25 protein-coding genes are annotated in these 22,685 nt (G+C 76.3%); 12 read left to right on the top strand and 13 right to left on the bottom strand.

Annotation, left to right across the window (positions count from 1 at the left end; translation table 11 throughout):
- Positions 1–4 precede the first annotated feature (4 nt).
- Together ACI78S_RS07875 and ACI78S_RS07870 are read left to right on the top strand one after the other, a co-directional pair.
- Positions 5–529 carry a gamma carbonic anhydrase family protein gene (locus ACI78S_RS07875; protein ID WP_456971906.1) on the top strand — a complete coding sequence of 175 codons (525 nt, stop codon included), beginning with the start codon at positions 5–7 and terminating at the stop codon, positions 527–529.
- Positions 526–1,020, top strand: a complete 495-nt coding sequence (locus tag ACI78S_RS07870) for a DsbA family protein (protein WP_456971904.1) — start codon at positions 526–528, stop codon at positions 1,018–1,020. Before ACI78S_RS07875 ends, ACI78S_RS07870 begins: the two co-directional genes overlap by 4 nt.
- Before the next feature lie 109 nt (positions 1,021–1,129).
- Here ACI78S_RS07870 and nhaA read toward each other — a convergent pair whose 3' ends face one another.
- Complete coding sequence (gene nhaA, locus ACI78S_RS07865) at positions 1,130–2,533, bottom strand: Na+/H+ antiporter NhaA (RefSeq protein ID WP_456971902.1); 1,404 nt, start codon at positions 2,531–2,533, stop codon at positions 1,130–1,132.
- A gap of 279 nt (positions 2,534–2,812) precedes the next feature.
- On the opposite strand from nhaA, the gene ACI78S_RS07860 reads away from it, so the two are divergent.
- From ACI78S_RS07860 to ACI78S_RS07850, 3 genes are read left to right on the top strand one after another with little or no spacing between them, the layout of a single operon-like run.
- Positions 2,813–3,586, top strand: coding sequence for a cyclase family protein (locus ACI78S_RS07860; RefSeq protein ID WP_456971900.1), 774 nt, complete (start codon positions 2,813–2,815; stop codon positions 3,584–3,586).
- A 13-nt stretch (positions 3,587–3,599) separates the two neighbouring features.
- Positions 3,600–5,234 (top strand): thiamine pyrophosphate-binding protein, encoded by a 1,635-nt coding sequence (locus tag ACI78S_RS07855; RefSeq protein ID WP_456971898.1) that lies wholly within the window; start codon positions 3,600–3,602, stop codon positions 5,232–5,234.
- 49 nt (positions 5,235–5,283) lie between these two features.
- Entirely contained in the window at positions 5,284–6,315 is a 1,032-nt protein-coding gene (locus ACI78S_RS07850) for an ion channel (protein ID WP_456971896.1), read from the top strand.
- Positions 6,316–6,338: 23 nt separating this feature from the next.
- Here ACI78S_RS07850 and ACI78S_RS07845 read toward each other — a convergent pair whose 3' ends face one another.
- Positions 6,339–6,533 carry an antitoxin gene (locus tag ACI78S_RS07845; protein WP_456971894.1) on the bottom strand — a complete coding sequence of 65 codons (195 nt, stop codon included), beginning with the start codon at positions 6,531–6,533 and terminating at the stop codon, positions 6,339–6,341.
- Positions 6,534–6,576: 43 nt separating this feature from the next.
- Complete coding sequence (locus tag ACI78S_RS07840) at positions 6,577–7,620, bottom strand: LacI family DNA-binding transcriptional regulator (protein ID WP_456971892.1); 1,044 nt, start codon at positions 7,618–7,620, stop codon at positions 6,577–6,579.
- A 38-nt stretch (positions 7,621–7,658) separates the two neighbouring features.
- Between ACI78S_RS07840 and ACI78S_RS07835 the strand changes: the two genes are divergently transcribed.
- Both ACI78S_RS07835 and ACI78S_RS07830 read left to right on the top strand, forming a co-directional pair.
- The gene (locus ACI78S_RS07835; protein ID WP_456971890.1) at positions 7,659–8,891 is read left to right on the top strand and encodes an MFS transporter; all 1,233 of its coding nucleotides are present in this window, start codon (positions 7,659–7,661) and stop codon (positions 8,889–8,891) included.
- Positions 8,892–8,953: 62 nt separating this feature from the next.
- Complete coding sequence (locus ACI78S_RS07830) at positions 8,954–9,157, top strand: hypothetical protein (protein ID WP_456971888.1); 204 nt, start codon at positions 8,954–8,956, stop codon at positions 9,155–9,157.
- A gap of 18 nt (positions 9,158–9,175) precedes the next feature.
- Here ACI78S_RS07830 and ACI78S_RS07825 read toward each other — a convergent pair whose 3' ends face one another.
- Positions 9,176–10,510 carry a reverse transcriptase family protein gene (locus tag ACI78S_RS07825; RefSeq protein WP_456971886.1) on the bottom strand — a complete coding sequence of 445 codons (1,335 nt, stop codon included), beginning with the start codon at positions 10,508–10,510 and terminating at the stop codon, positions 9,176–9,178.
- A gap of 296 nt (positions 10,511–10,806) precedes the next feature.
- Positions 10,807–11,715, bottom strand: a complete 909-nt coding sequence (locus ACI78S_RS07820; protein WP_456971884.1) for a Dyp-type peroxidase — start codon at positions 11,713–11,715, stop codon at positions 10,807–10,809.
- A gap of 121 nt (positions 11,716–11,836) precedes the next feature.
- Between ACI78S_RS07820 and ACI78S_RS07815 the strand changes: the two genes are divergently transcribed.
- Both ACI78S_RS07815 and ACI78S_RS07810 read left to right on the top strand, forming a co-directional pair.
- On the top strand, positions 11,837–12,232 hold the full coding sequence (locus tag ACI78S_RS07815; RefSeq protein ID WP_456971882.1) for a YybH family protein: 396 nt from the start codon (positions 11,837–11,839) through the stop codon (positions 12,230–12,232).
- A gap of 30 nt (positions 12,233–12,262) precedes the next feature.
- A complete protein-coding gene (locus ACI78S_RS07810; protein ID WP_456971880.1) occupies positions 12,263–12,703 on the top strand; it encodes an SRPBCC family protein in 441 nt (146 codons plus the stop codon).
- Positions 12,704–12,706: 3 nt separating this feature from the next.
- Here ACI78S_RS07810 and ACI78S_RS07805 read toward each other — a convergent pair whose 3' ends face one another.
- Positions 12,707–13,297, bottom strand: coding sequence for a TetR/AcrR family transcriptional regulator (locus ACI78S_RS07805; RefSeq protein WP_456971878.1), 591 nt, complete (start codon positions 13,295–13,297; stop codon positions 12,707–12,709).
- The gene (locus ACI78S_RS07800; protein WP_456971876.1) at positions 13,294–14,133 is read right to left on the bottom strand and encodes an SDR family NAD(P)-dependent oxidoreductase; all 840 of its coding nucleotides are present in this window, start codon (positions 14,131–14,133) and stop codon (positions 13,294–13,296) included. The genes ACI78S_RS07805 and ACI78S_RS07800 overlap by 4 nt, the downstream gene beginning before the upstream one ends.
- A 249-nt stretch (positions 14,134–14,382) precedes the next feature.
- Here ACI78S_RS07800 and ACI78S_RS07795 point away from each other — a divergent pair, with 249 nt between their 5' ends.
- On the top strand, positions 14,383–14,508 hold the full coding sequence (locus ACI78S_RS07795) for a hypothetical protein (RefSeq protein ID WP_456971874.1): 126 nt from the start codon (positions 14,383–14,385) through the stop codon (positions 14,506–14,508).
- Here the strand turns inward: ACI78S_RS07795 and ACI78S_RS07790 are convergent.
- The 3 genes from ACI78S_RS07790 to ACI78S_RS07780 are packed head-to-tail and all read right to left on the bottom strand — an operon-like array spanning position 14,492 to position 17,987.
- Complete coding sequence (locus tag ACI78S_RS07790; protein WP_456971872.1) at positions 14,492–16,285, bottom strand: thiamine pyrophosphate-requiring protein; 1,794 nt, start codon at positions 16,283–16,285, stop codon at positions 14,492–14,494. The two genes, ACI78S_RS07795 and ACI78S_RS07790, sit on opposite strands and share 17 nt — an antisense overlap.
- Complete coding sequence (locus tag ACI78S_RS07785) at positions 16,282–17,190, bottom strand: SDR family NAD(P)-dependent oxidoreductase (protein ID WP_456971870.1); 909 nt, start codon at positions 17,188–17,190, stop codon at positions 16,282–16,284. Before ACI78S_RS07785 ends, ACI78S_RS07790 begins: the two co-directional genes overlap by 4 nt.
- Before the next feature lie 35 nt (positions 17,191–17,225).
- Positions 17,226–17,987: a class II glutamine amidotransferase gene (locus ACI78S_RS07780; RefSeq protein WP_456971868.1), complete on the bottom strand. Its 762-nt coding sequence runs from the start codon at positions 17,985–17,987 to the stop codon at positions 17,226–17,228.
- A 270-nt stretch (positions 17,988–18,257) separates the two neighbouring features.
- Here ACI78S_RS07780 and ACI78S_RS07775 point away from each other — a divergent pair, with 270 nt between their 5' ends.
- Together ACI78S_RS07775 and ACI78S_RS07770 are read left to right on the top strand one after the other, a co-directional pair.
- On the top strand, positions 18,258–19,241 hold the full coding sequence (locus ACI78S_RS07775) for an ATP-binding cassette domain-containing protein (protein ID WP_456971866.1): 984 nt from the start codon (positions 18,258–18,260) through the stop codon (positions 19,239–19,241).
- On the top strand, positions 19,238–20,074 hold the full coding sequence (locus tag ACI78S_RS07770; protein WP_456971864.1) for an ABC transporter permease: 837 nt from the start codon (positions 19,238–19,240) through the stop codon (positions 20,072–20,074). The genes ACI78S_RS07775 and ACI78S_RS07770 overlap by 4 nt, the downstream gene beginning before the upstream one ends.
- A gap of 103 nt (positions 20,075–20,177) precedes the next feature.
- On the opposite strand, the gene ACI78S_RS07765 is transcribed toward ACI78S_RS07770, so the two are convergent.
- Genes ACI78S_RS07765 through ACI78S_RS07755 form a run of 3 tightly spaced genes read right to left on the bottom strand, consistent with a single transcriptional unit; the run spans position 20,178 to position 22,644 of the window.
- Positions 20,178–20,531: an iron chaperone gene (locus tag ACI78S_RS07765; protein ID WP_456971862.1), complete on the bottom strand. Its 354-nt coding sequence runs from the start codon at positions 20,529–20,531 to the stop codon at positions 20,178–20,180.
- Between the two features lie 9 nt (positions 20,532–20,540).
- Positions 20,541–20,975 carry a hypothetical protein gene (locus ACI78S_RS07760; RefSeq protein ID WP_456971860.1) on the bottom strand — a complete coding sequence of 145 codons (435 nt, stop codon included), beginning with the start codon at positions 20,973–20,975 and terminating at the stop codon, positions 20,541–20,543.
- Positions 20,976–21,027: 52 nt separating this feature from the next.
- Positions 21,028–22,644, bottom strand: coding sequence for an amidase (locus tag ACI78S_RS07755; protein ID WP_456971858.1), 1,617 nt, complete (start codon positions 22,642–22,644; stop codon positions 21,028–21,030).
- Positions 22,645–22,685 lie beyond the last annotated feature (41 nt).

Genomic DNA, 22,685 nt, shown 5'->3' with positions numbered 1-22,685 from the left:
GGCCATGCCGCTGTTCTCCTTCGAGGGCCGCAAGCCCCAGGTCCACCCCGACGCCTGGGTGGCGCCGACGGCGACGCTCGTCGGCGACGTCGTCGTCGAGGCCGGTGCCTCGGTCTGGTACGGCGCGGTGCTGCGCGCCGACTTCGGCCGCATCATCGTCCGGGAGGGGGCCAACGTGCAGGACGGCTCGGTGCTGCACGGCGGCGAGGACCCCGCGACGGAGATCGGGCCGGGGGCCACGATCGGGCACGTGTGCGTCGTCCACGGCGCGGTCGTCGGCGCCGAGGCGCTGATCGGCAACGGGGCCACGGTGCAGGACGGCGCCCGGATCGGCGCCCGCGCGCTGATCGCGGCGCACAGCCTGGTGCCGCCGGGCGCCGAGATCCCGGACGGGGTGATGGCGCTCGGCGCCCCCGCCCGGGTGCGCGGCCCGCTGTCGGCGGGCGCGCGGGCCTGGGTCGAGGGCAACCCGGCGATCTACCGGGAGCTCGCCCGGCGGCACTCGGCGGGCGTGGAGGAGGTCGGGTGACCGGCGGCTACGACCCCGACCGGCACCTCTACGGCGACCCGGCGGCGCCGATGCGGGTGGTCGAGTACGGCGACTTCGAGTGCCCGTACTGCCGCGACGCCGCGCCGCAGCTCAAGAAGCTGGTCGACGGCTCCGACGGCCGGGTGGCGCTGGTGTTCCGGCACTTCCCGCTGTTCACCGTGCACCCGTTCGCGCTGACCGCGGCGCTGGCGGCCGAGGCCTCCGGCGACCGGTTCTGGGCGATGCACGACCTGCTCTTCGCCCACCAGGACCGGCTCACCGACGCCGACCTCGCCGGCTACGCCGCGCAGGTCGGCGCGGCCGGCGTCGTGGGCGAGCCGGCGCAGGCGTTCCGCCCGGCGGTCGAGGCCGACTACCGGTCGGGGGTGGCGAACGGCGTGCGCGGCACCCCGACCCTGTTCGTCGACGGGCAGCGCTACACCGGCCGCGCCAAGCTGGCGGAGCTGCGCACCGCCCTCGGCCTCGGCTGAGGGCGCCCCCGCGGGCTTTCGGTACCGAAGGCCCCGGGGGTCGTGGGGGCTTCCTGTACCGAAAGCCCCGGGGGCGCGGGGGCTTCCTGTACCGAAAGCCCCGGGGGGCTCAGGTGCCGGCGAGCGTCGGGTCGCGCCACGGGCCGACCGGCAGCTCGGGCGGCTCCTCGTCGTCCTCGACCGTGCACAGCGGCAGCCGCTCGCCCAGGTAGCGCAGCAGCAGCGAGCCCACGACGGCGGAGAGCAGCGAGCCGGCCAGGACGCCGATCTTGGCCTCCTGCCGCAGCAGCTCGTCGGTGAAGGCGAGGTCGGTGATGAACAGCGAGATGGTGAACCCGATCCCGGCCAGCACCGCGCCGCCGATGAGGTGGCCGTAGCGCACCCGCCCGGGCAGGTCGCCCCAGCCGAAGCGCAGCGCCATGCCGGCGGCCAGCGAGATGCCGAGCGCGTTGCCCAGCAGCAGCGCCACCACGATGCCGATGGACACCCCGGAGGTCAGCGCCGCCGAGAGCGTCTCGCCGTCGAGCACCACGCCGGCGTTGGCCAGGCCGAACACCGGGACGACGAGGTAGGCGCTGACCGGGTGCAGCTCGTTCTGCAGCCGGTCGTTGGCCGGCACGGTCGCGCGGACGGCGGCCGAGGCGAGCCGGGCGCGGGCCGGGTCGGCGCGCTCCTTGAGCGCCCTGCCGTAGTACTTCAGCCGCTCCCACTGGGCGTCCTCCACGGGCGCCGCGGGGACGATCAGGCCGACGAGGACGCCGGCCAGCGTGGCGTGCACGCCGGAGGCGAAGACCGCGCACCACAGCGCCAGCCCCACGACGAGGTAGGGGGCCAGCCGCCAGACCCCGGCCCAGCGCATCGCCAGCAGCGCCGCCGTCAGCACGGCGGACACGACCAGGGCGGGCACGGAGACGTCGGTCGTGTAGAAGATCGCCATGACGGCGATGGCGCCGATGTCGTCGACGATCGCCAGCGTGAGCAGGAACAGCCGCAGCTGGTCGGGGCAGCGCGGGCCGAACAGCGCCAGGATGCCGATCAGGAACGCGGTGTCGGTGGAGATCGGGATGCCCCAGCCCATGGCGGCCTCGCCCGAGGGGGCGAACGCCAGGTAGATGAGCGCCGGCAGCGCCAGACCGCCCAGCGCGCCGAGCGCGGGCACGACCACCCGCCGCCGGTCGCGCAGCTCGCCGACGGTCACCTCGCGGCTGATCTCCAGGCCGACGACGAGGAAGAACAGCGCCATCGCGGCGTCGTTGACCACGTGCCGCAGGTCCATCGACGCCGTCCAGTCGTCGATGCGGACGGCCACCTCGGTCTCCCAGAAGTGGTCGTACGACCCGCCCAGGTTGGCCCAGACCAGCGCGACCACCGCGGCGACCAGGAGCAGGACGGCGCTGCCGGCCTCGTTGGCGAGGAACCGGCCGAAGCTGGCCGACCGGTAGGGGACGGGGACGCTGATCCGCAGGGACGGTCCGGGGCGGGAGGGGGCCGGCAGGGTCTGCTCTGTGCTCAAGGGGCACCCTTTCGACGGCGGCGGTCGGCGGGCCGCGACCGTGCCCCGCTGCACGGGTGGACCCGGCCGGTGCCAAGTCGCTGCGGCGCGAGGATCTTCCCCCGAGCGCCGCCCGGGGAGCGAACCTCCCTCAGGCCGGGGCGCCCTCCTCCGCGAGCGCGCGGAGGTCGGCCGCGGGCGGGCCTCGGGGCCAGGCGCCGCGCCGTCCCCTCTCCTGCGCGGCGGGTCGATGCGCGATGCTGCGCACCGGTCCGTACCGAACATCGAGAAGAGGCATGCATGTCGCTGCTGTCCAGCCTCGCCGGAGCCCTCACCGACGGCCGGGTCGAGATCGTCGACCTCACGGCCCCGCTGTCGGCCGAGACACCGATCATCCAGCTGCCCCCCGAGTTCGCCCAGACCGCGCGCTTCGAGCTCGAGGAGCTCAGCCGCTACGACGACCGCGGGCCGGCCTGGTACTGGAACAACTTCCGCACCGGCGAGCACACGGGCACGCACTTCGACGCCCCGAACCACTGGGTGAGCGGCAAGGACGGCGACGACGTCGCCTCGGTGCCCCCTGCCCGGCTGGTCGGCCCGGCCGTCGTCCTCGACTTCTCGCGGCAGGCGGCCGAGGACCCCGACTTCCTGCTCGAGGTGGAGCACGTCCGGGCGTGGGAGGCCGAGCACGGGCCGCTGCCGGAGGGCGGCTGGCTGCTGTACCGCACCGGCTGGGACGCCCGGTCGGCGTCGCAGGCCGACTTCCTCAACTCCGACGACACCGGCCCGCACACGCCCGGCATCTCGCCGGACTGCGCCCGGTGGCTGGGGGAGGAGGCGCCGATCCTCGGCCTGGGCGTGGAGACGGTGGGCACCGACGCCGGGGCCGCGCACTCGTTCGACCCGCCGTTCCCGTGCCACGCGGCGCTGATGGGCAGCGGCAAGTACGGGCTCACCCAGCTGCAGAACCTGGCGTCGCTGCCGCCCACCGGTGCGCTGCTGATCGCCGCGCCGCTGCCCATCGTCGCGGGGTCGGGGTCGCCGGCGCGCGTGCTGGCCCTGGTCGAGCGCTGACGGCGGCGCCCGGATGAACGTGGCGGAGGCCGTCGGCGCCGCGCTGGTCCGGTGCGGCGTGGGGCAGGTCTTCGGCGTCGTCGGCTCGGGCAACTTCGCCGTCACCAACGCGATGGTGGCGGCCGGCGCGCGGTTCGTCGCCGCCCGGCACGAGGGCGGCGCGGCGACGATGGCCGACGCCTTCGCCCGGCTGTCCGGCGGCGTCGCGGCGCTGAGCGTGCACCAGGGCTGCGGGCTCACCAACGCGCTGACCGGCATCACCGAGGCCGCCAAGAGCCGCACGCCGCTGGTCGTGCTCGCGGCCGAGGCCACCTCCCCGCGGTCGAACTTCGCCGTCGACCAGTCCGCCCTGGCCGCGGCGGTGGGCGCGCTGCCGATGCGGGTCACCGCGCCCGGCGCCGCCCCGGCGCAGGCGGCGGTCGCGGTCGCCACCGCCGTCCACGAGCGGCGGACCGTGCTGCTCAACCTGCCGCTGGACGTGCAGGACCGGCCGGCGCCCGACCTGCCGCCGCCGCGGCTGCCCGCGGCGCCGGCCATCGGCACGGTGGGGGCCGACGACGTCGACCGGCTGGCGGCGGCGCTGGCGCGGGCGCGGCGGCCGGTGTTCGTGGCCGGCCGGGGCGCCCGCGGGGCGGGCGTCAGGCGGGCGCTGGAGGAGCTGGCCGAGCGCTGCGGGGCGCTGCTGGCGACGTCGGCGGTGGCCAAGGGGCTCTTCGCCGGCAACCCGTGGTCGCTCGACGTCTCCGGCGGGTTCGCCTCGCCGCTGGCCGCGGAGCTGATCAGCGGCGCCGACCTGGTGGTGGGGTGGGGGTGCGCGCTGAACATGTGGACGATGCGGCACGGCCGGCTGATCGCCGACGACGCCGTCGTCGTCCAGGTCGACCTCGACCCCGCCGCGCTCGGTGCCCAGCGCCGGATCTCGTTCGGCGTCGTCGGCGACGTGCGCCAGGTGGCGGTCGCGGTGGCCGCCGCGGTGGGGGAGCCGGTCGAGGGCTACCGGACGCCGGAGGTGCGGGAGTCGATCGCGCGGCGGATCCGCTGGCGGGACGAGGCGTTCGAGGACACCAGCGGCGGGGGGTTGGTCGACCCGCGGGCGCTGACGATCGCGCTGGACGACCTGCTGCCGGCCGAGCGGGTCGTCGCCGTCGACTCGGGCAACTTCATGGGCTACCCGAGCATGTTCCTCGACGTGCCCGACGAGTTCGGGTTCTGCTTCACCCAGGCCTTCCAGTCGGTGGGGCTGGGCCTGTCGACGGCGATCGGCGCGGCGCTGGCGCGGCCCGACCGGCTGCCGGTGGCCGCGCTCGGCGACGGCGGGGCGCTGATGGGGGCCTCGGAGCTGGAGACCGTCGTCCGGCTGGGGCTGCCCATGGTGGTGGTGGTCTACGACGACGCGGCGTACGGCGCGGAGGTGCACCACTTCGGGCCGGCTGGCGCCGCGCTCGACACCGTGCGCTTCCCCGAGACCGACCTCGCCGCGATCGCGCGCGGCCACGGCTTCGAGGCGCTCACCGTCCGCAGCGTCGCCGACCTGGCGCCGGTGGCCGACTGGGTGGCCGGGCCGCGCTCGCGCCCCCTGCTCGTCGACGCCAAGGTGACCCGCGACCGGCCCTCGTGGTGGCTGGAGGAGGCCTTCCGCGGCCACTGAGCGGGCCGGCGGTAGGTTGCCCGCGACGTCCGCCCTGGTAGGAGAGCCGATGCCGTTCCTGCTGTACCGCCTGTCGCGCTTCGTGCGGCTCCGGCTGCGCGGCTGGCGGCTGCCGCTGGGGGTGGCGCTGCTGGTCTTCCTGACCAGCTGGCTGCTGATGTGGCTGGTCGAGCCGGCCGGCAGCACCCTCACCGCGCCGGGGACCTACTGGTGGTACTTCGTGGTCACCTCGGCGACCGTCGGCTACGGCGACCAGTTCCCCGTCTCGACCGCCGGGCGGGTCGTCGGGACGTACGTGATCGTCGGCGGGATCGTCACGCTCACCCTGCTGTTCACCCAGCTGGCCACCGCGCTGCAGTCGCTGCGGGGCCGGCGCCTGAGAGGAGTGGTCGCGCTGGACCTCCGGGACCACGTCGTCCTGCTGGGCTACACCCCCGGGCGGACCGAGCGGATCATCGCCGAGCTCACCGCCGAGCGCGGCTCCCAGGTCGCGCTGTGCGCCTGGGACGACGTCGCGGAGAACCCGGTGCCCGACCAGCCGGCCGTGCACTTCGTCCGCGGCGACCTCACCCACGAGGACGTGATGACCCGGGCCTGCGTGGACCGGGCGCGGACGGCGATCGTCGACGTCCGCGACGACAACGAGGCGCTCGCCGTGGCGGTGGCCGTCGACCACGCCAACCCGCGGGTCCACCTGGTCGTCGCGCTGCGGGACCTCGGCCGCCGGGACAACCTGCGCTACGTCAACCAGGCGGTGCAGGTCGTGCAGTGGCACATGCCGTTCCTGCTGTCGGAAGAGGCCGCCGACCCGGGGCTGACCCAGGTCTACAACGACCTGATGAGCAGCGGCGGGCACGGCAACACGTACTCGTTCACGGTGCCCGCCGGCTTCCCGCACACCACCTTCGGCGACGCCCAGACGTTCCTCGGCCGCACCTACGGCGCCACCGTGCTGGCCCAGCGCACGGAGGGCGAGCTCGTGGTGAGCCCGCCGTGGGAGACGCCGCTGCCGGCGGGCGCCACCCTGTACTACGTCGCGCGCGAGCGCCTCGACGTCGACCGGCTGACGGCCCGCCGCTGAGCGGCGGGCCGCCCGCCCGCCGCTCAGGAGCGGGCCTGGTCCTGCCCGATCCGCTGGTCGGCGAGGTCGCCGGCCTTGTCCGTCTGGCCGTCGAACTTGCCGCCGGTCCTGTCGTCGGCGAACTGCTCGGCCTTGTCCAGCGCCTGGTCGCTGCGCTGCTCGCCCTGCTCGCTGTTCAGGGCGTTCTTCGCCTTGTCGGCGAGGCCTCCCATGTCCATCGCGCGGCTCCTTCCGTTCCGGTTCTGCACCGCGCTGGAGCACCTACCCGGCCGGCCGCGACCTATCCGCTCCGGGACGACGGGTGCTGCGCCGCTCGACGACCTGCCACGTCGGCTCCGGCCCCGGCGGGTCGCCGACGACCAGCCGGGCGCAGCGCCGGCCCTGGTCCTGCAGCGACTGCCGCACGGTGGTCAGGCCCGCCGCCTCGGCGCCGGCGGCGTCGTCCCACCCGGTGACGGCGAGCTCGTCGGGCACCGACCGCGTCGTGGCGCGCAGCGCCGCGAGGGCGACCTCGTCGCCCATGGCCAGCACGGTGTCCGTGCCGGCGGGGAAGCGGCCGATCGCCCGCTCGGCCTCGGCGGGGTCGTTGCGGGCGAGGACGACGACCGGGACGTCGGCCCAGTCGAGCCCGGCGGCCGCGACGGCGTCGCGGTAACCGGCCAGCCGGTCGCGCGTCACCGGGAAGGGCGCCGACGCGGGGTCCGGGCCGTACCGCAGGCCGGGCTCGCGACGGCGGTCGAGAGGGAAGGAGAGCACGCCGGGCCGGGTCGAGCCGCGCAGACCCACCGCGGCGACGGCCGCGGCGGCAGCCCGGTTGTCGATCGTGACCAGGTGCAGCCCGTCCACCGCGGGCCCGCCGTGCACCACGGCGGGGCGGGCGGACGCGGTCACCGCGGCCAGCACCGGGTCGTCGTCGACCGTCGTCCAGACCACGAAGCCGTCGACCGCGGCCTCGCGCACGCGGTCGACGTCGGAGGCCTCGCCCGAGATCGGGATCAGGGTGAGGCCGAGGCCGTGCTCGGTGCACACCTCGGCGATGCCGGCGAGGAACGCCGTGGCCTGGGGGTCGGCGAAGGCGTAGGTGAGGTGCTCGCCCAGGACGACGCCGAGGTTGCCGGTGCGGCCCCGGCGGAGGTTGCGCGCGGCCGCGTCGGGCCCCGGGTAGCCGAGCCGGGCGGCCGCCTCCAGGACCTTCTCCCTGGTGGCGGGCGCGACCCGGTCGGGGCGGTTGTAGGTGTAGCTGACCGTCATCGCCGAGACGCCGGCGGCGCGGGCGACGTCGGGCATGGTCGGTCTCCGCGTCATGGTGACAGCCTAGCCGGGTGTGTGTAACGTTAAGATCCATGAGCACCCCACCCCTGCACCCTGCCCGGGCGACGGCCGCCTCCTCGCGGACGGCCTACCTCGCCTTCGCCTCCTACGGCGCGCTGTGGGGGGTGTGGGGTGCCGCCCTGCCCGCGGTGCGGGACGCCGCCGGCGTCACCCAGGGGCAGCTCGGCACGGCGCTGCTGTTCATCGGGCTCGGCGCGCTCCCGGCGATGCTGCTCACCGGCCGCGCCGTGGACCGCTTCGGCGGCCGGGTGGTGGCGCTCACGCTGGTGCTGATGGCGGTCGCCGGGGTCGCGGTGGCCACGGCCGCCGCGAACTTCGCGTCGCTGGCCGTGCTGCTGCTCCTGCTGGGCGCGATGTCGGGCTCGGGCGACGTCGGCATCAACGCTGTGGCGGGGGCGGCCGAGCGCCGGGCGGGCCGGCCGGTGCTCACCCGGGCGCACGGGGTGTTCTCGACGGCGGTCGTCGCCGGCGCGCTGGGCACCGGGGGCGTCCAGGCGCTGGGGCTGCCCGTGGCCGTCGCCTTCGGGCTGGTCGTCCTCGCCACCGTGGCGGCCGCGGTGTCGCTGTGGCCGGTGCGGCTGGCCACCGGCGTGGCCGTGCCCGACGGGGACGCCCCTCGCGCGCGGGTCCCGTCGTGGGTGCTGCCGCTGGTGGCCGTCGGGCTCGTCGGGGCGCTGGCGTTCGCGGTGGAGAACGCCCACCAGTCCTGGGGCGCGGTCTTCCTCGCCGACGAGCTGGCCGTGGGCGGGGGGCTGACCGCGGCCGCCCCGGCGGTCTTCGCGGGGGTCGCCGCCGCCGCCCGGTTCGCGGCCGGGGCCTCCGCGCGGGTGCCGGCGGGTGCGCTGCTCACCGGCGGCGCGCTCGCGGCCGCCGTCGGGTCGTTCCTGCTGGCCCGCTCGTCGACGGCGGTCGTGGCGCTCGCCGGCCTGGCGCTGGCCGCGGCCGGCACCGCGGTGCTGTTCCCGACGCTGATGCGCACGGCGCTGGCCGACGTGCGCGACGAGGTGCGCGGCCGGGCCACCTCCGCCGTCTCGACGACGTCGTACCTGGGATTCGTGCTGGGGCCGGTCTTCGTCGGCGCGCTGGCCGACGCCGCCGGGCTGCGGACCGCGTTGCTCGGCGTCGCCGCGCTGGCCGCCGTCACCGCCGTCCTGGCCCGCCCGGTCGCCCGCTGGGGGAGCGGGGCGGCGGCCCGCCGCACCGGGGCGGTCCCGCGGGAGCAGGAGCTGCCGGCGGCCGCGTGACGGTGCGCCGGTGCGGCGCCCGCGGGTGGGACGATGGACCCCGGGTGACCCGAGGAGGGGCGATGGACTACCTGCGCCGGTTGCAGACGGAGCGGCCCTGGCTGTTCTGGCTGGTGCTCCTCGTGGGCTTCTGGGTCGGCTTCCAGCTCGTGCTGTACGTCGCCCAGCTCCTCCTGGGACCGTTCGGCCTGCCGGCGTGGGTGCCCCTCGTCGTCGTCATGGGCGTGCTCGTGCTCATCGCCCGCCGGCAGCAGAACTCGCGCTAGCCACGCGGCCGCCGGGCGTCAGTCCGGCCGGGCCCAGTCGATGCGGGCCGCGAGGGCGTGCAGCCGGGCACCGAAGGCGGGGTCCAGCGACGCCGCCCACGCGACCCGGCCGAGCACGTGGTCGCGGAAGGTCGCCGCGTCGCGGCCACGGGTCTGCGAGCGCCAGCCGTGGACGGCGCAGTTGTGCAGCAGGGCCCGCAGCGCGTCGCGCTCGCGGCGGGGCAGCGCCGGGTGGGCGTTGACGACGGCGCCGAGGGCGTGCTGCCGGTCGGCCGACCGCATCACCCGGACCTTCCCCGGGTGCAGCCGGAAGCCCTCGTCGGCGACGATCGCGCGGACCCGCTCGGCGAGCCGGCCGGTGCCCGGACCCCCGCTGACGAGCAGGTCGTCGACGTAGCGGGTGTAGGTCGCGCCGGAGGCGGCGGCGAGCCCGGCCAGCCGGCGGTCGAGGCGGAAGCAGGCCAGGTTGGCCAGCGCGGGGGAGGTCGGGGCGCCCTGGGGCAGGTGCGCTCCCGCGAGCCGCCGGCCGAGCCGGCGGTGCCGGTCGCGGTCCTCGGCACCGGCCGGCGCCGGGACGGCCCGCCAGACCTGCGCCGGGACGACGGTGGTCACCAGGCCGGTGACGGCGTGCGCGACCGGCTCGGTCAGCCCGGCGGTGCCCTGCAGCAGGCCCCAGATCCGGGCGGCGGGGATGCCGGCGAAGAAGGACTCGAGGTCCAGGTGCAGCAGGACGGCGGCGCCGGCGTGCGGGGCGAGCGCGGTGCGCACCGAGCGGCCGGTCACGCAGCCGTGCGCGGCGTCGTGCACGGGGATCGGCGCGAGCACGTGGCGCAGCAGGCGGCGCTGGATCTCCCTGAGCCGGGGCTTGGGGGCGCTGAGCAGCCGGGTGCCGGAGGCGCGCGGCACGGCCCGCCACCGGTAGTGCCGCAGCGGCTCGGCGACGGTGCGCTCCAGCCCGCGGACGTCGGCGAACCAGGCCAGCTCGCCCTGGTCGAGGTCGAGCAGCCGGGCCAGGGCGGCGAGGTCGGGGAGGTCCGCGACGGCGAAGGGACGGCGGACGACGGCGGTGGGACGCGGCTGCCACCGGCGCACCGGCGGGAGCGCCACCTGCGTGCCCGTGGCCCAGCCGCGGGTGGTGCCGACGAACGCGGCGAGCTCGCGGGGGCGGTCGGCGGGGGCGTCGCGGTAGGCGTCGAGCACCTCGTCGACGAGCCTGCCGACCCAGCGGGGCGCGCGGGCGGACCCGAGGGCGACGGCGACCCGGCGGACCATCAGCGGGCGTCGCCACGGCCCGGCCAGCAGCGCCGTCGCGACGCCGTCCGCGGTGCCCCGTGCCCGCCGGGCGGCGCTCACCGCGGCGCGGGTGCGTGGTGGGGAGGCCAGCCGTCCCGTGAGGGAGGCGCCGTGGCGTGCGCGGAGCGCGCCGCCCGGCGGGTGACGCGAGTCCTAGCCTGCATGCACGACCCCGGGGTTGCCCCGGAGGGACCGGCCCGTGCCGGTCGTCCTGCCCTCCCCACCACGCACGGAGGCGACCGTAGCGGCAGGTCCCGTCGCGGGGGCGGCGGCTCGGACGTCCTCCGCCTCGGCGACTTCTGCGTTCCCGGGGCTTCCCGGCGCTGGAAGGGCCCGAGAACGCCGAAGTCACCGCCTCAGTCGTCGTCCACCGGGGCGAAGCGGGCGAGGGACTCCACCGAGGGGACCGTGTAGTAGGAGCCGCTGAGCGGGACGAGCCAGTGGGTGAGGCCGTCGCGGATGCGGTCGTCGGCGCCGGCCATGCGGCGCAGCATCTCGTGCATCCGCCAGCGGTCGCGGGCGAACCCGACGAACGCCGTCCCGTGGTCGGTCACCCCGCCGTAGGCGACGTTGCGGCGGAAGATCGGGTACTCGACGCCGTCCCGCTCGACCGTGGTCCGCGCGACGTGCGCGCTGGGCGGCATGTCGTCCTCGTCGAGCTCGATGCTGTCGGCCTTCGTGCGGCCCATCGCCCGCTCCTGGCCGCCGACGCCGAGCGACTCCCAGGCCCGGGTGTCGTGCCGCCACACCTGGAACAGCACGACCGACGAGCCGGCGCCCGGCCCCTCGGGCACCGCGACGACGCCCGGCGCCTCCAGCAGCGACGGGTTCTCCGTGCCGTCGATGAACCCGGTGAGGTCGCGGTCGTGGTGGTAGAGCCAGCCGGTCACCTCGCGGGCGACGTCGGCGACGTCGCGGAGCTGGTCGAGGACCAGCCGGGTGTTGTCGAAGACGGCGGAGCGGTCGCCGCCGGCCACCCACACCCAGGCGTCGTGCTGCGTGGCCGGCATGGCGAACCCCCCGGGCCCGCGGATCGGCTCGTCGAACCCGGCCGCGTCGGCGGGCGCCTCGCCGGGCGCGACGGTGGCCCACAGCTCCGGCCGGAAGGCGACCACCAGGTTCACCCCGCCGGTGGTCGACAGCGGTCCCGACAGCGCGGCGACCGCCCGCACCAGCTCCTCCGGCGCCACCCTCGGCAGCAGGTCCAGCTCCAGGTAGCAGTGCTCGGGTGTGCCCAGGGCGAAGATCCCGGTCTGCGGCGTCACGCGCCCAGCGTCCCAGGGACCGGACCGGTAGCCCATCCCCGCCGCGGTGGGCAGCGGTCTCGGGCGCGCCGGGTCGGACCCTCCGCCGATGACTCCGGTGCGCCGCCGTCCTCCCCACTGCGTGACCGATGACGAGACGCGGATCCGCGACCTGGTGGCGCGGTGGGCGGCGGCGGTGCACGAGGGCCGGCTGGACGACGTCCTGGCCGACCACGCCGACGACATCCTGATGTTCGACGTGCCCCCGCCCGACGACGGCGTGCGCGGGATCGCCGCCTACCGGGAGACGTGGCCGCCGTTCTTCGAGTGGCAGCGCTCCGGCGCGTCGTTCGAGGTCGTCGAGTTGCAGGTGACCGCCGGCGCCGACGTCGCGTACGCCGCCGCGCTGCTGCGCTGCGGCACGGCCGAGGACTTCGCGGAGCACCCGGGACGGCGGCTGCGGCTGACCCTCGGGCTGCGCAAGGAGGCCGGCCGCTGGGTGGTCGCCCACGAGCACCACTCCTTCCCCGAGGAGTGAGCGGCCGCCGGCCCGGGCAGGATGCGCCGCATGGCGGTCGTCAACGTCCTGGTCCCGCGCCGGCCCGAGCAGGTGTGGGACGTCCTCGCCGACGGGCACGCCTACGCCGACTGGGTCCTCGGCACGAAGGAGATCCGCGACGTCGACGCCGGCTGGCCGGCGATGGGCACCGCGCTGCACTACACCGTCGGCGTCGGCCCGGTGACGCTGGAGGGCCGCACCACGGTGCGCCGGCTGGAGGAGGGGCGCCGGCTCGGGCTGGAGGCGGACGCCGGGCTCCTCGGCTCGGCGCGCATCGTGATCGACCTCGACGAGTGGGGCGAGGACACCGTCGTCGAGCTCGACGAGCACCCGCTGCGCGGCCCGGCGGCCTGGCTGCACAGCCCGCTCTCCGACGTGCTCGTGCTGCTGCGCGGCCGGCCGATGCTGGCCCAGTTCTCCCGCGTGGTCGAGGAGCGGCACCCGCGCTGAGCCTCACCCGTCGGTGCGGACCGCCCGCCAGACCAGGTCCGCCAGCGCCGCCGCGGCCGCGCCGAGGTCGCCCCCGCCACCGCCGGCCAGCCAGCGCCGGGCGCGCTCGGCCGCCGGACCGACCACCACGACCTCGAGGACGTCCGGTGGCACGTCGACGATCCGCCCGGCGGCCACCTGCCGGGCGAACCAGCCGTGCAGCTCCGCGAGCCGGGCCGCCTGGGACGCGGCGATCCGGGGGGCGTGCTCGGGCAGGAACGAGGCGTAGGACGACGCGTGCACGTACCGGGCGACGTCGGGGTGCTCGCGGGTGAACCGCAGGTAGGCGGTCACCACGGCCCGGACGCCGGTGCGGGCCGTGCGGGCGCGGCGCAGCTCGGCCAGGACGGCGTCGAGCAGCTCGCCGAGGCACCGTTCGTAGAGCGCCGCGGCCAGGCCGCTCGCGCTGCCGAAGTGGTGGTAGAGGCTGCCCAGGCTCACCCCGCTGCGGGCGAGGACGGCGTGCACGGTCATGCCGTCGTGCCCCTGCTCCTCGTGCACGGCCAGGGCGGCGTCGAGCAGCCGTGCGCTGGTCTCCCGGCCCCGCGCGGTCACAGGCCCGCACCGGTCAGCCGGTCGGCCTCGGCCCACAGGGCGGCGGCCAGCGCGGGGTCGCCGGCCGGGGGAGCGGGCTCCTTGTCCGTCTCCTCCTCCACGTACCGGCCGGTCGTGCCGGCGAACTCCGGCGCGGTGGCCAGCCGCGCCACCCGGGCCGCGCCCACCTCGGCGGGCTCCCAGCTCCGCTTGGCCAGCCGCAGGAGCAGCCCGAGCGGGCCGCGGCGGTCGCCGAGGCCGGTGCGCAGGACGCCGGGGTGCACGGCGTTGACGGTGGCGCCGGACCCCGCCCACCGCTGCGCCCACAGCGGCGTCACCAGCAGGTTGGCCAGCTTGGTGTCGGCGTAGGTGCGCAGCCCCGAGAACGACGCGCCGACGGCGGTGACGCCGGGCTCGGCGCGGCCCTTGACGTGGATGCCGGCGCTGACCTGCACCACGCGCGCCCGCGACTCGGCCAGCCGCCGCTCGAGCAGCGCGTTGAGCAGGAAGGGGGCAAGGTGGTTGACGGCGAACGCCGCCTCGACGCCGTCGGCGTTGAGCACCCGCCGGCTCGGCCAGATGCCGGCGTTGTGCACCAGCACGTCGAGCCGCGGGCAGGCGTCGAGCAGCGCCGCCGCGGCCTTGCGCGTGCCGGCGGTGTCGGCGAGGTCGCCGACGACCAGCCGGGCGTCGACCCCAGTCGCGCGCAGCCGGTCGCGGGCCGCCGTCCCCCTGCCGGGGTCACGGGCGAGGAGGACGACGCGCAGCCCCTCGCGACCGAGCCGCTCCGCCACGGCGAACCCCAGCCCGGCGGCACCGCCGGTGACGACGGCGACGGGGCGCTGCGGCTCGGCCATGCGGGGACCGTAGCCGCTGACCGAGCAATTTTCTAGAGAAAAGTTCTAGAAGGCGCTCGGTTTCACCGCGGGCACGGTGAGCGACGGCAAGATCGCGACGCGCAGCGGCGCGGCCTGCCGAGACCTGGGCGTGATCGACGCCCGGCGGGTCGCCTTGTCGCCATGTCGACACGCGGGAGAAGGTGGACGGGCGCCGGGGACGCGGGGGAACCGGAACAGGAGCGACCGGCGCTGAGAGGTGGACACGTCATGCTGTGGGCCGTGGGGTCCGCCGTCGGACTGGTCGTCATGACCTGCCTCATCCTGGCCCTGGCGCGGCCGATCACGGCTCGCTGGGAGCAGGAGCAGGCAGCGCCGGTCACCGTGGACGACTGACCCGCCCCTCCTGCTCGGCGTAGGTGTCGAGCAGGCGGCGCGCCCCCTCGCCGGCCGGCCCCTCCTGGTCCAGCCCCGCGCGGAACGAGTCCAGCTTCGCCTCGCCGGCGGGGAACGGCGGCAGCAGCGGGACGTCGGCGTCGGTCACGACCTCCAGGACGACGGGCCGGTCGGCGGCCAGCGCCCGGTCCCAGGCCGACCCGAGCTCCGCGGGGTCGGTCACCCGGATCCCGGTGAGCCCGAGCAGCTCGGCGTACCCGGCGTAGGGGAAGTCGGGCAGCGACTGGCTCTCGTCGAAGCGCGGGTCGCCCTCCATCTCGCGCTGCTCCCAGGTGACCTCGGCGAGGTCGCGGTTGTGCAGCACGCAGACGACGAACCGGGGGTCGGCCCAGGACCGCCAGCGCGCGGCGACGGTGACCAGCTCGGCGTTGCCGAGCATCTGCATGGCGCCGTCGCCGCTGAGCGCCACGACGGGTCGGCCGGGCTCGGCCAGCTTGGCGGCCAGCCCGTAGGGCACCGAGCAGCCCATCGACGCCAGCGTGCTGGACAGGTGGGCGGGCACGCCGTCGGGCAGGCGCAGCTGCCGCGCGTACCAGTAGGTCACCGAGCCGACGTCGACGGCGACCTGCGCGTCGGCCGGCAGCCGCGGGGAGAGCTCGGCCACGGCGCGCTCCGGGTTGACCGGGTCGGCCGGGGTGGCGGCCCGCTCGGCGGCGAGCTCCCGCCAGGCCCGCACGGCGGCCTCGACCTCGCCGCGCCAGGAGCGGTCGTCGCGCTCGGCGAGCAGCGGGAGCAGCGCGCGCAGCGTCTCGGCGGCGTCGCCGAGCAGCGGCACCTCGACCGGGTAGCGGTTGCCCAGGTGCCGGCCGTCGACGTCGACCTGCACCGCGCGGGCCTGCCCCGGCGCCGGGTAGAACTCCGTCCACGGGTCGTTGCTGCCGACGACGAGCAGCGTGTCGCAGCCGCCCAGCACGGCGCCGCTGGCCGACGTGCCCAGGTGGCCCATCACCCCGGCCGCGTACGGCAGCGACTCGTCGACGTACGGCTTGCCCAGCAGGCTGGTGGCGATCCCGGCGCCGAGGCGCTCGGCGACGGCGACCACCTCCGCACGGGCGGACCGGGCACCCTGCCCGACCAGCAGCGCCACCCGGCGGCCGGCGTTCAGCACGTCCGCGGCCGCCCGCAGGTCGTCGTCGTGCGGGACGACGCGGCCGCGGGGCCGGGCCGGTGCGGTGACGACGACGCCGTGCTGCTGCCCGGGCTCCGGCGCCGGCATCTGCTGGACGTCGTGCGGCAGGACGACGACGGTGGGGGAGCGGGTCGCGAGGGCGGTGCGGAAGGCGCGGTCGAGCACCAGCGGCACCTGCTCCGGGGTGGCGGCCACCTGCGCGAACTGCGCGGCGACGTCCTTCACCAGGGCCAGCAGGTCGATCTCCTGCTGGTACTCGCTGCCGAGCACGGTCCGCTGCTGCTGGCCCATGACGGCCACGACCGGGACGCCGTCGAGCTTGGCGTCGTAGAGCCCGGTGAGCAGGTGCACCGCCCCCGGGCCCTGGGTCGACAGGCAGACGCCGACCCCGCCGGTGTACTTGGCGTGCCCGACGGCCATGAACGCGGCCGCCTCCTCGTGCCGGGCCTGCACGAACTCCGGCTCGCCCGCGCGGCGCAGCGCGCCCATGACGCCGTTGATGCCGTCGCCGGAGTAGCCGAAGACCCGGGGCACGGCCCACGCCCTCAGCCGCTCCACCACCACGTCCGCGACCAGCTCCCCGCTCACCGCTCCTCCGTCCGTCCCCGTCCCCAACCGCCCCGCGCCCGTGCCGGGCCGGCCACGGGCCCGAACAGGCCACCGCTGCCGGGCGGGGCCGGCCGCCCGGTGCCCAGCAGCAGGCGCCGGCCCAGCAGCGCCGACAGCCGGCCGACCGCGCCCGGCGCGAGGGCGTAGGGCAGCGACAGCAGGTTGAGGGCGCCGACCCGCGCCGCTCGCCGCGGCCGGACGGCGAGGCCGACGATCCGCCGGGCCACCTGCTCCGGAGCCACCACCGGGGGGAGCGGGCGCAGCTCGCGGCCGGTCCAGTTGCCCGACGTCAGCGGTGTCGGGGTGTCGACGAAGGCCGGGTAGACGCCGCAGACGGCGATCCGCGAGCGCACCGCCAGCTCCGCCCGCAGCGCGTCGGTGAGGCCGGCCAGCCCGAACTTCGCGCCGCTGTAGACCGCCGTCCAGGGGCTGGCGATCCGGCCGCCGATCGAGACCACGTTGACGATCACCGCCGGCCCGTCCTGCCGCAGCATGCGGGGGACGGCGGCGGCGCAGCCGTGCAGGGCGCCGAGCAGGTCGACCTCGACCAGCCGCACCGAGGCCTCGACCGGGATCTCCTCGAACGGGCCCCACAGGCTGGTGCCGGCGTCGTTCACCCAGACGTCGATCCGGCCGAACCGCTCGACCGCGGCGTCGGCCAGCCGCTCCACCGCCGCGGCGTCGGTGACGTCGGTGGGGACGGCGAGCACCTCGGCGCCGAGCGCGCGGCAGCCCGCCGCGGCCTCCTCCAGCCGCGGCCGGCCACGCGCGGCGAGGACGAGGTGCGCGCCCCGCTCCGCGAAGGCACGGGCCGTGGCCAGGCCGATGCCGCTCGAGCCACCGGTGACGACCACCGTGGCCCCGGTCAGCCGGACGCCTCGCACGCGCACGCCCTACCCGGGCCGGCCCGGCGGAACCCTCAGGAGGCGGCGGCCAGCCCCTCGACCGCGGTCACCGATAGGTCCAGGCTGCCGCGCCGCACGGTGAGCAGCTCGCCGTCGGCCAGCCGCTCCCAGTCCCGGCCCCAGCCGCTGGACGCCACCACCACGGCGTCGCCGGTGACCTTGTACCGCAGCTCGTAGTAGTCGGGCCCCTCGTCGAACTCCTGCGGCACGTCGGGGTTCACCCGGGACACCGCGAACAGGGCGTCGCGGGTGAGCAGCAGGCCGTTCAGGCTGGTGAAGTGCGTCGTCGCGGCGATCTCGGCGACGGTCTCGGCCAGGGCGTCGCCGGGCGACGCCCCCTCCTGCACCCGCGAGAGGACGGCGAGGAAGTAGCGCTCGCTGTCGGTGTCGCCGCGGCGCAGCCGGCGGGCGCGCCGGCCGATCAGCCGGTCGAGCGCCTCCGGCGGCGCGATGGAGCCGTTGTGCGCGAAGGCCACCCGCCCGTCGGTGAACGGGTGGGTGTTCTCGGTGCGGACGTCGAGGCCGAGGGTGGCCCAGCGCAGGTGCGCCAGCCCGAGGTCGGCGCTGCCGCTGCGCGCGCGGTCGGCGAACTCGCCGCTCGTCCGGGCGGCGTCCGGCTGCTTGCGCACCTCGACGCCGCGGCGGCGGCTGCGGGCCAGCCCCCAGCCGTCGGCGTGCTTGCAGGAGAGCTCGGTGAAGGCGTCGAGGTCCTCCTGCCCCAGCAGCGACAGGAGCGAGGTGGGCACGCGCGAGGCCCAACCCAGCAGGCGGCACATGCCTCCCACGATGCCCCGCGCGACCGTGCGTGTCCCGCTCCTCACGGTGCGTCGTTCCGCACACCTCCCAGCCGTCCCAGCGGTCCCGGCCGGACGGCGGGAAAACCGGTGGCGCGCCGATGACTTCGCCCCCTCAATTCCGTCGTAGGGGCAGAGGACGCTGCAGGCAGTTCCGGAGGCGCACGAGGCGCCTCTTGACCTCGAGTCGGCTCGAACTCCGACCCTGGGCGCGGCGCCGCACGGACGGGCAGCGCGGAGAGGAAACAGGACATGACCCACTCGCCGCTGGCGATCGAGGCCACCGGCCTCACCAAGTCGTTCGGGAGCACCCAGGCGGTGGCCGGCATCGACCTCGCCGTGCCGGCCGGCGCCATCTACGGCGTGCTCGGCCCCAACGGCGCCGGCAAGACGACCACCATCCGGATGCTGGCCACCCTGATCCAGCCCGACGGCGGCAGCGCGCGCGTGCTCGGGCACGACATCGTCGCCGAAGCCGACGCCGTCCGCGGCGCGGTCAGCCTCACCGGCCAGCTGGCCTCGGTCGACGAGGAGCTGACCGGCCGGGAGAACCTGGTCCTGCTCGGCCGGCTGCTCGGGCTTCCCCGCCCGGCGGCGAAGGCGCGGGCCGACGAGCTGCTCGAGGCGTTCGGCATCGCCGAGGCGAGCGGCCGACTGGTCAAGAACTACTCCGGCGGCATGCGCCGCCGGCTCGACATCGCCGCCAGCATCGTGGTGACCCCGGAGCTGATGTTCCTCGACGAGCCCACCACCGGGCTCGACCCGCGCTCGCGCAACCAGGTGTGGGAGATCGCCCGGGCGCTGGTGGCCGGCGGGACGACGATCCTGCTCTGCACCCAGTACCTGGAGGAGGCCGACCAGCTCGCCGACGGCATCGCGGTCATCGACAAGGGCCGGGTGATCGCCGAGGGCACGCCCGGCCAGCTCAAGGCGTCGGTGGGCACCGGCGCGCTGCACGTGCGGCTGCTCGACCCCGAGCAGCGGCCCGCGGCGGCCGCCGTCCTCGAGCGCGCGGTCGGCACGCCGGTGCTCGAGCCCGACCCCGCGGCGCTGTCGGTGTCCTGCCCCGACGCCGCGCGGGCGGCCACCGCGGTCGCCGAGCTCGCGCGGGCCGGCGTCGGCATCGCCGACTTCGCCCTGTCCCAGCCCAGCCTCGACGAGGTCTTCCTCGCCCTCACCGGTCACGCCGCGGAGCCGGCGGCCGACGAGCCGACCCTGCAGGAGCAGCCGTCATGACCACCGCCACCGAGCCCACCGCCGCCGCCGACACCGCCGCCGTCCGCCGGGCGATCGCGAGCACCGCCCGCCCGCCGCGGCCAGGCCGGCTGTCGACCGCGCTCACGTTCGGCTGGCGCGGCATGCTCAAGGTCAAGCACGTCCCCGAGCAGCTGCTCGACGTCACCGTGTCGCCGGTGATGTTCGTGCTGATGTTCACCTACCTGTTCGGCGGGGCGATCGCCGGCTCCACGGGCGCGTACCTCGAGTACGTGCTGCCCGGCATCCTGGTGATGTCGGTGCTGTTCACCACCGTCTACTCCGGCGTCTCGCTGAACACCGACCTCACCAAGGGCGTGGTCGACCGGTTCCGGTCGCTGCCCATCTGGCGGCCCGCGCCGCTGCTGGGCTCGCTGCTCGGCGACAGCGTCCGCTACGTCATCGCCGGCACGGTGATCATCGCCCTGGGCCTGGCGCTCGGGTACCGGCCCGGCGGGGGCGTGCCCGGCGTCCTCGGCGCGCTGGGCCTGGTCGTCGTCTTCTCGTTCGGGCTGTCGTGGGTGTTCTCCGTGCTCGGCCTGCTGCTGCGCACACCCAACGCGGTCATGAACGCCGGGTTCATGGGCATCTTCCCGCTCACGTTCCTGTCCAACGTGTTCGTCGACCCGACCACCCTGCCCGGGCCGCTGGAGGCGTTCGTCGACGTCAACCCGATCTCGATCCTGTCGACGGCGTCCCGGTCGCTCATGGGCGGCGAGCCCGACGGCGCCGCGATCCTGGTCTCGCTCGCCGTGGCCGCGGTGCTGGCGGTGGTGTTCCTGCCGCTGACGACGAAGCTCTACCGCAGCCGCTGAGCGTCCGCCCGGGCGACGACGCGGGCCGGCGCGCCGAGCCGGCCCGCGTCCTGGCGGGGGATCGCAGCCCGGGTGACCGGCGCTCGGTGAACGGGGAGGACACCTACTCGCGCCGCCGGGCGAGCGCGGCGGCCATCCGGCCCACCAGCTCGTAGGGGACGGGGCGGTCGAGCGGCAGGCGCATCGTGCCCTTGTCGGTGCCGCGGTAGGGCTCGAGCGCGGCACCGAGCTCGCCCTCGAGCTCGGGGAAGGGGTAGAGGCCGATGTGCCGCTTCCACGCGGCGACGTGCAGCAGCGGCCGGCCGTCGAGGGTGAACGTCGGCATCCTGTAGCTGATCGTCTCGCCGGCACCCGGGACGGCGGCGTGCACCGCGTCGCGGAGCCCCTCCAGGACCGGTCGCACGTCCTCGGGCAGCGCGGCGACGTAGTCGTCGACGGACGCGTCTCGACCGGTCATGCGCCGTTCCTACCGCGAGAGGGCGCCCTGCGGTGGCCCGACCAGCTCGGTGACCGCCCCGCCCGCGGCCAGGTGCAGGCTCCAGGTGCCGTCGAGGGCGTCGTCGAGCAGGTCGTGCAGCGCCTGCACCCACTCGGCGTCGTCGAGCCGCGCGACCGACGCGCCCGGGCGGCACAGGGCCAGCGCGAGGTGACCGCCACCGGGCAGCCCCTGCTCGCAGATCGCCTCGTGCAGGTCGAGCAGCCCGGACAGCACCAGCCGGTCGGGGACGAGCGGGACGTCGTCGACGGGCAGGACCAGCGGCAGCATCGACCCGCCGGAGCCGACCCAGGCCAGCCAGAGGCTGCGCCGGCGGAACACCGGCGGGTCCAGCAGCCCGGCCCAGCGGTCGGTGAGCTCGGCGGCGGAGCGGACGGGGGTCTCGGGGCTCGGCACGGTCGTCATGCCGGGAACGGTGGCAGCTCCCGCGCCGGCCCCGCTGACCGTTTCCACAGGCTCAGCCGGCGGTCGGCAGGTACTCCGGTGCCCGGCGGGCCGGGGAGGCGGCCTCGAACGCCGCGGCCAGGTCCAGCAGGGCCGCGTCCGACCAGCGGGTGCCGAAGAACGTGATGCCGACCGGCAGCGCCTCCTCGGGCCCCGAGAACCCGGCCGGCACCGCGACGCTCGGGTAGCCGGCCACCGCCGCGGGCGTCGAGGTGCTGTACACGAACTCGTCGCCGGCGCCGTCCTCGTCCAGGTAGCGGGTGACCCAGGCGGGGGTGCCGGTGAGCCCGACGATCGCGTCCAGGTCGTCCTCGGCACCCGGCCCCTGGGCCAGCACCTCGTCGACCGACCGGCGGGCCAGGTCGCGGATCGTCACCCGCAGCTCGGCCACCGACGGGTCCTCGTCCGGCACCGGCGCGGCCAGCGCCTGCTCGAACAGCTCCTGCCCGAAGTGCTCCAGCTCGGCGTCGTCCTGCTCGTTGAAGGCGATCAGGCCGGCCAGGTCCTCCGGGTGGTCGCCCGGTGTGGCCGCCAGGTAGGCGTCGACGTCGCGGTGGAACTCCGCCAGGAGCGCCGGCGTCTCGCCCTTCACGATCTCGGCCTGGTGCGGCAGCTCGACCTCCACCGTGGTCGCGCCGGCCGCCTCCAGCTCCTTCACCGCCCGCTCGTACACGGCCTCGGTCGCGTCGTCGACGGCCTCGGACTCCTCCGCGGTGAGCGCCCACACCCCGATCCGCGCGCCCTCCAGCGCCGCCGGGTCGAGGGCGGCGAAGTCGGCGTCGAGGTCGGCGGGGATCTCGGCGGTGGCCGGGTCGGCGGGGTCGGTCCCGGCCAGGACCGCCAGCAGGACCGCCGCGTCGACCGCGTGCCGCGCCATCGGCCCGGCGGTGTCCTGGTCGGCGGAGATCGGCACGATGCCGTCCCGGCTGACCAGGCCCAGCGTCGGCTTCATCCCGACGATCCCCGTGGCGCCGGCCGGGCAGACGATCGAGCCGTCGGTCTCGGTGCCCACGGCGACCTGCGCCAGGCTCGCGGCGACGCCGACCGCGGACCCGCTGGAGGAGCCGCACGGGTTGCGGTCGAGCACGTGGGGGTTGTGCGTCTGGCCACCGACGGCGCTCCACCCGCTGGTGCCGCCCTCCCCGCGGAAGAACGCCCACTCGGAGAGGTTGGCCTTGCCCAGGACCACGGCGCCGGCCTCGCGCAGCCGGCGGGTGATCGTGGCGTCGTCCGGCTCGCTGCCCAGCAGGGCGCGCGACCCGGCCGTGGTGGGCAGGTCGGCGGTGTCGATGTTGTCCTTGAGCAGCACCGGGATGCCCTCCAGCGCGCTGCGCGGACCGGACTGCGCGCGCACCCGGTCGCTCTCCTCGGCGTCGGCGACGGCGTCCTCGTCGACGTGCAGGACGGCGCCCAGGTCGTCGTCCAGCGCCTCGATGCGTGCCAGGTACGTCTCGGTCAGCTCCACGGCGGTCAGGTCGCCGGCGGCCATCCGCTCCTGCAGCACGGGGATCGGAAGGGCGTCGAGCTCCTCGCCCGGGGCGTCGGCGACGGTCGGCTCGGGTGTCGCCTCCGCGCCGCAGCCCGGGAGGACCAGCGCGAGGACGGCCACGACGACGGTGGTGCGGCGCACGGGCTCTCCTCGGGGTGGGGGCGTGCGGCAGGCTGGGGGTC

The organism is Geodermatophilus sp. SYSU D00815 (genome assembly GCF_054050035.1).
The sequence above is the reverse complement of the archived record's forward strand: the minus strand, read 5'-3'. Positions and strand labels throughout refer to the sequence as shown.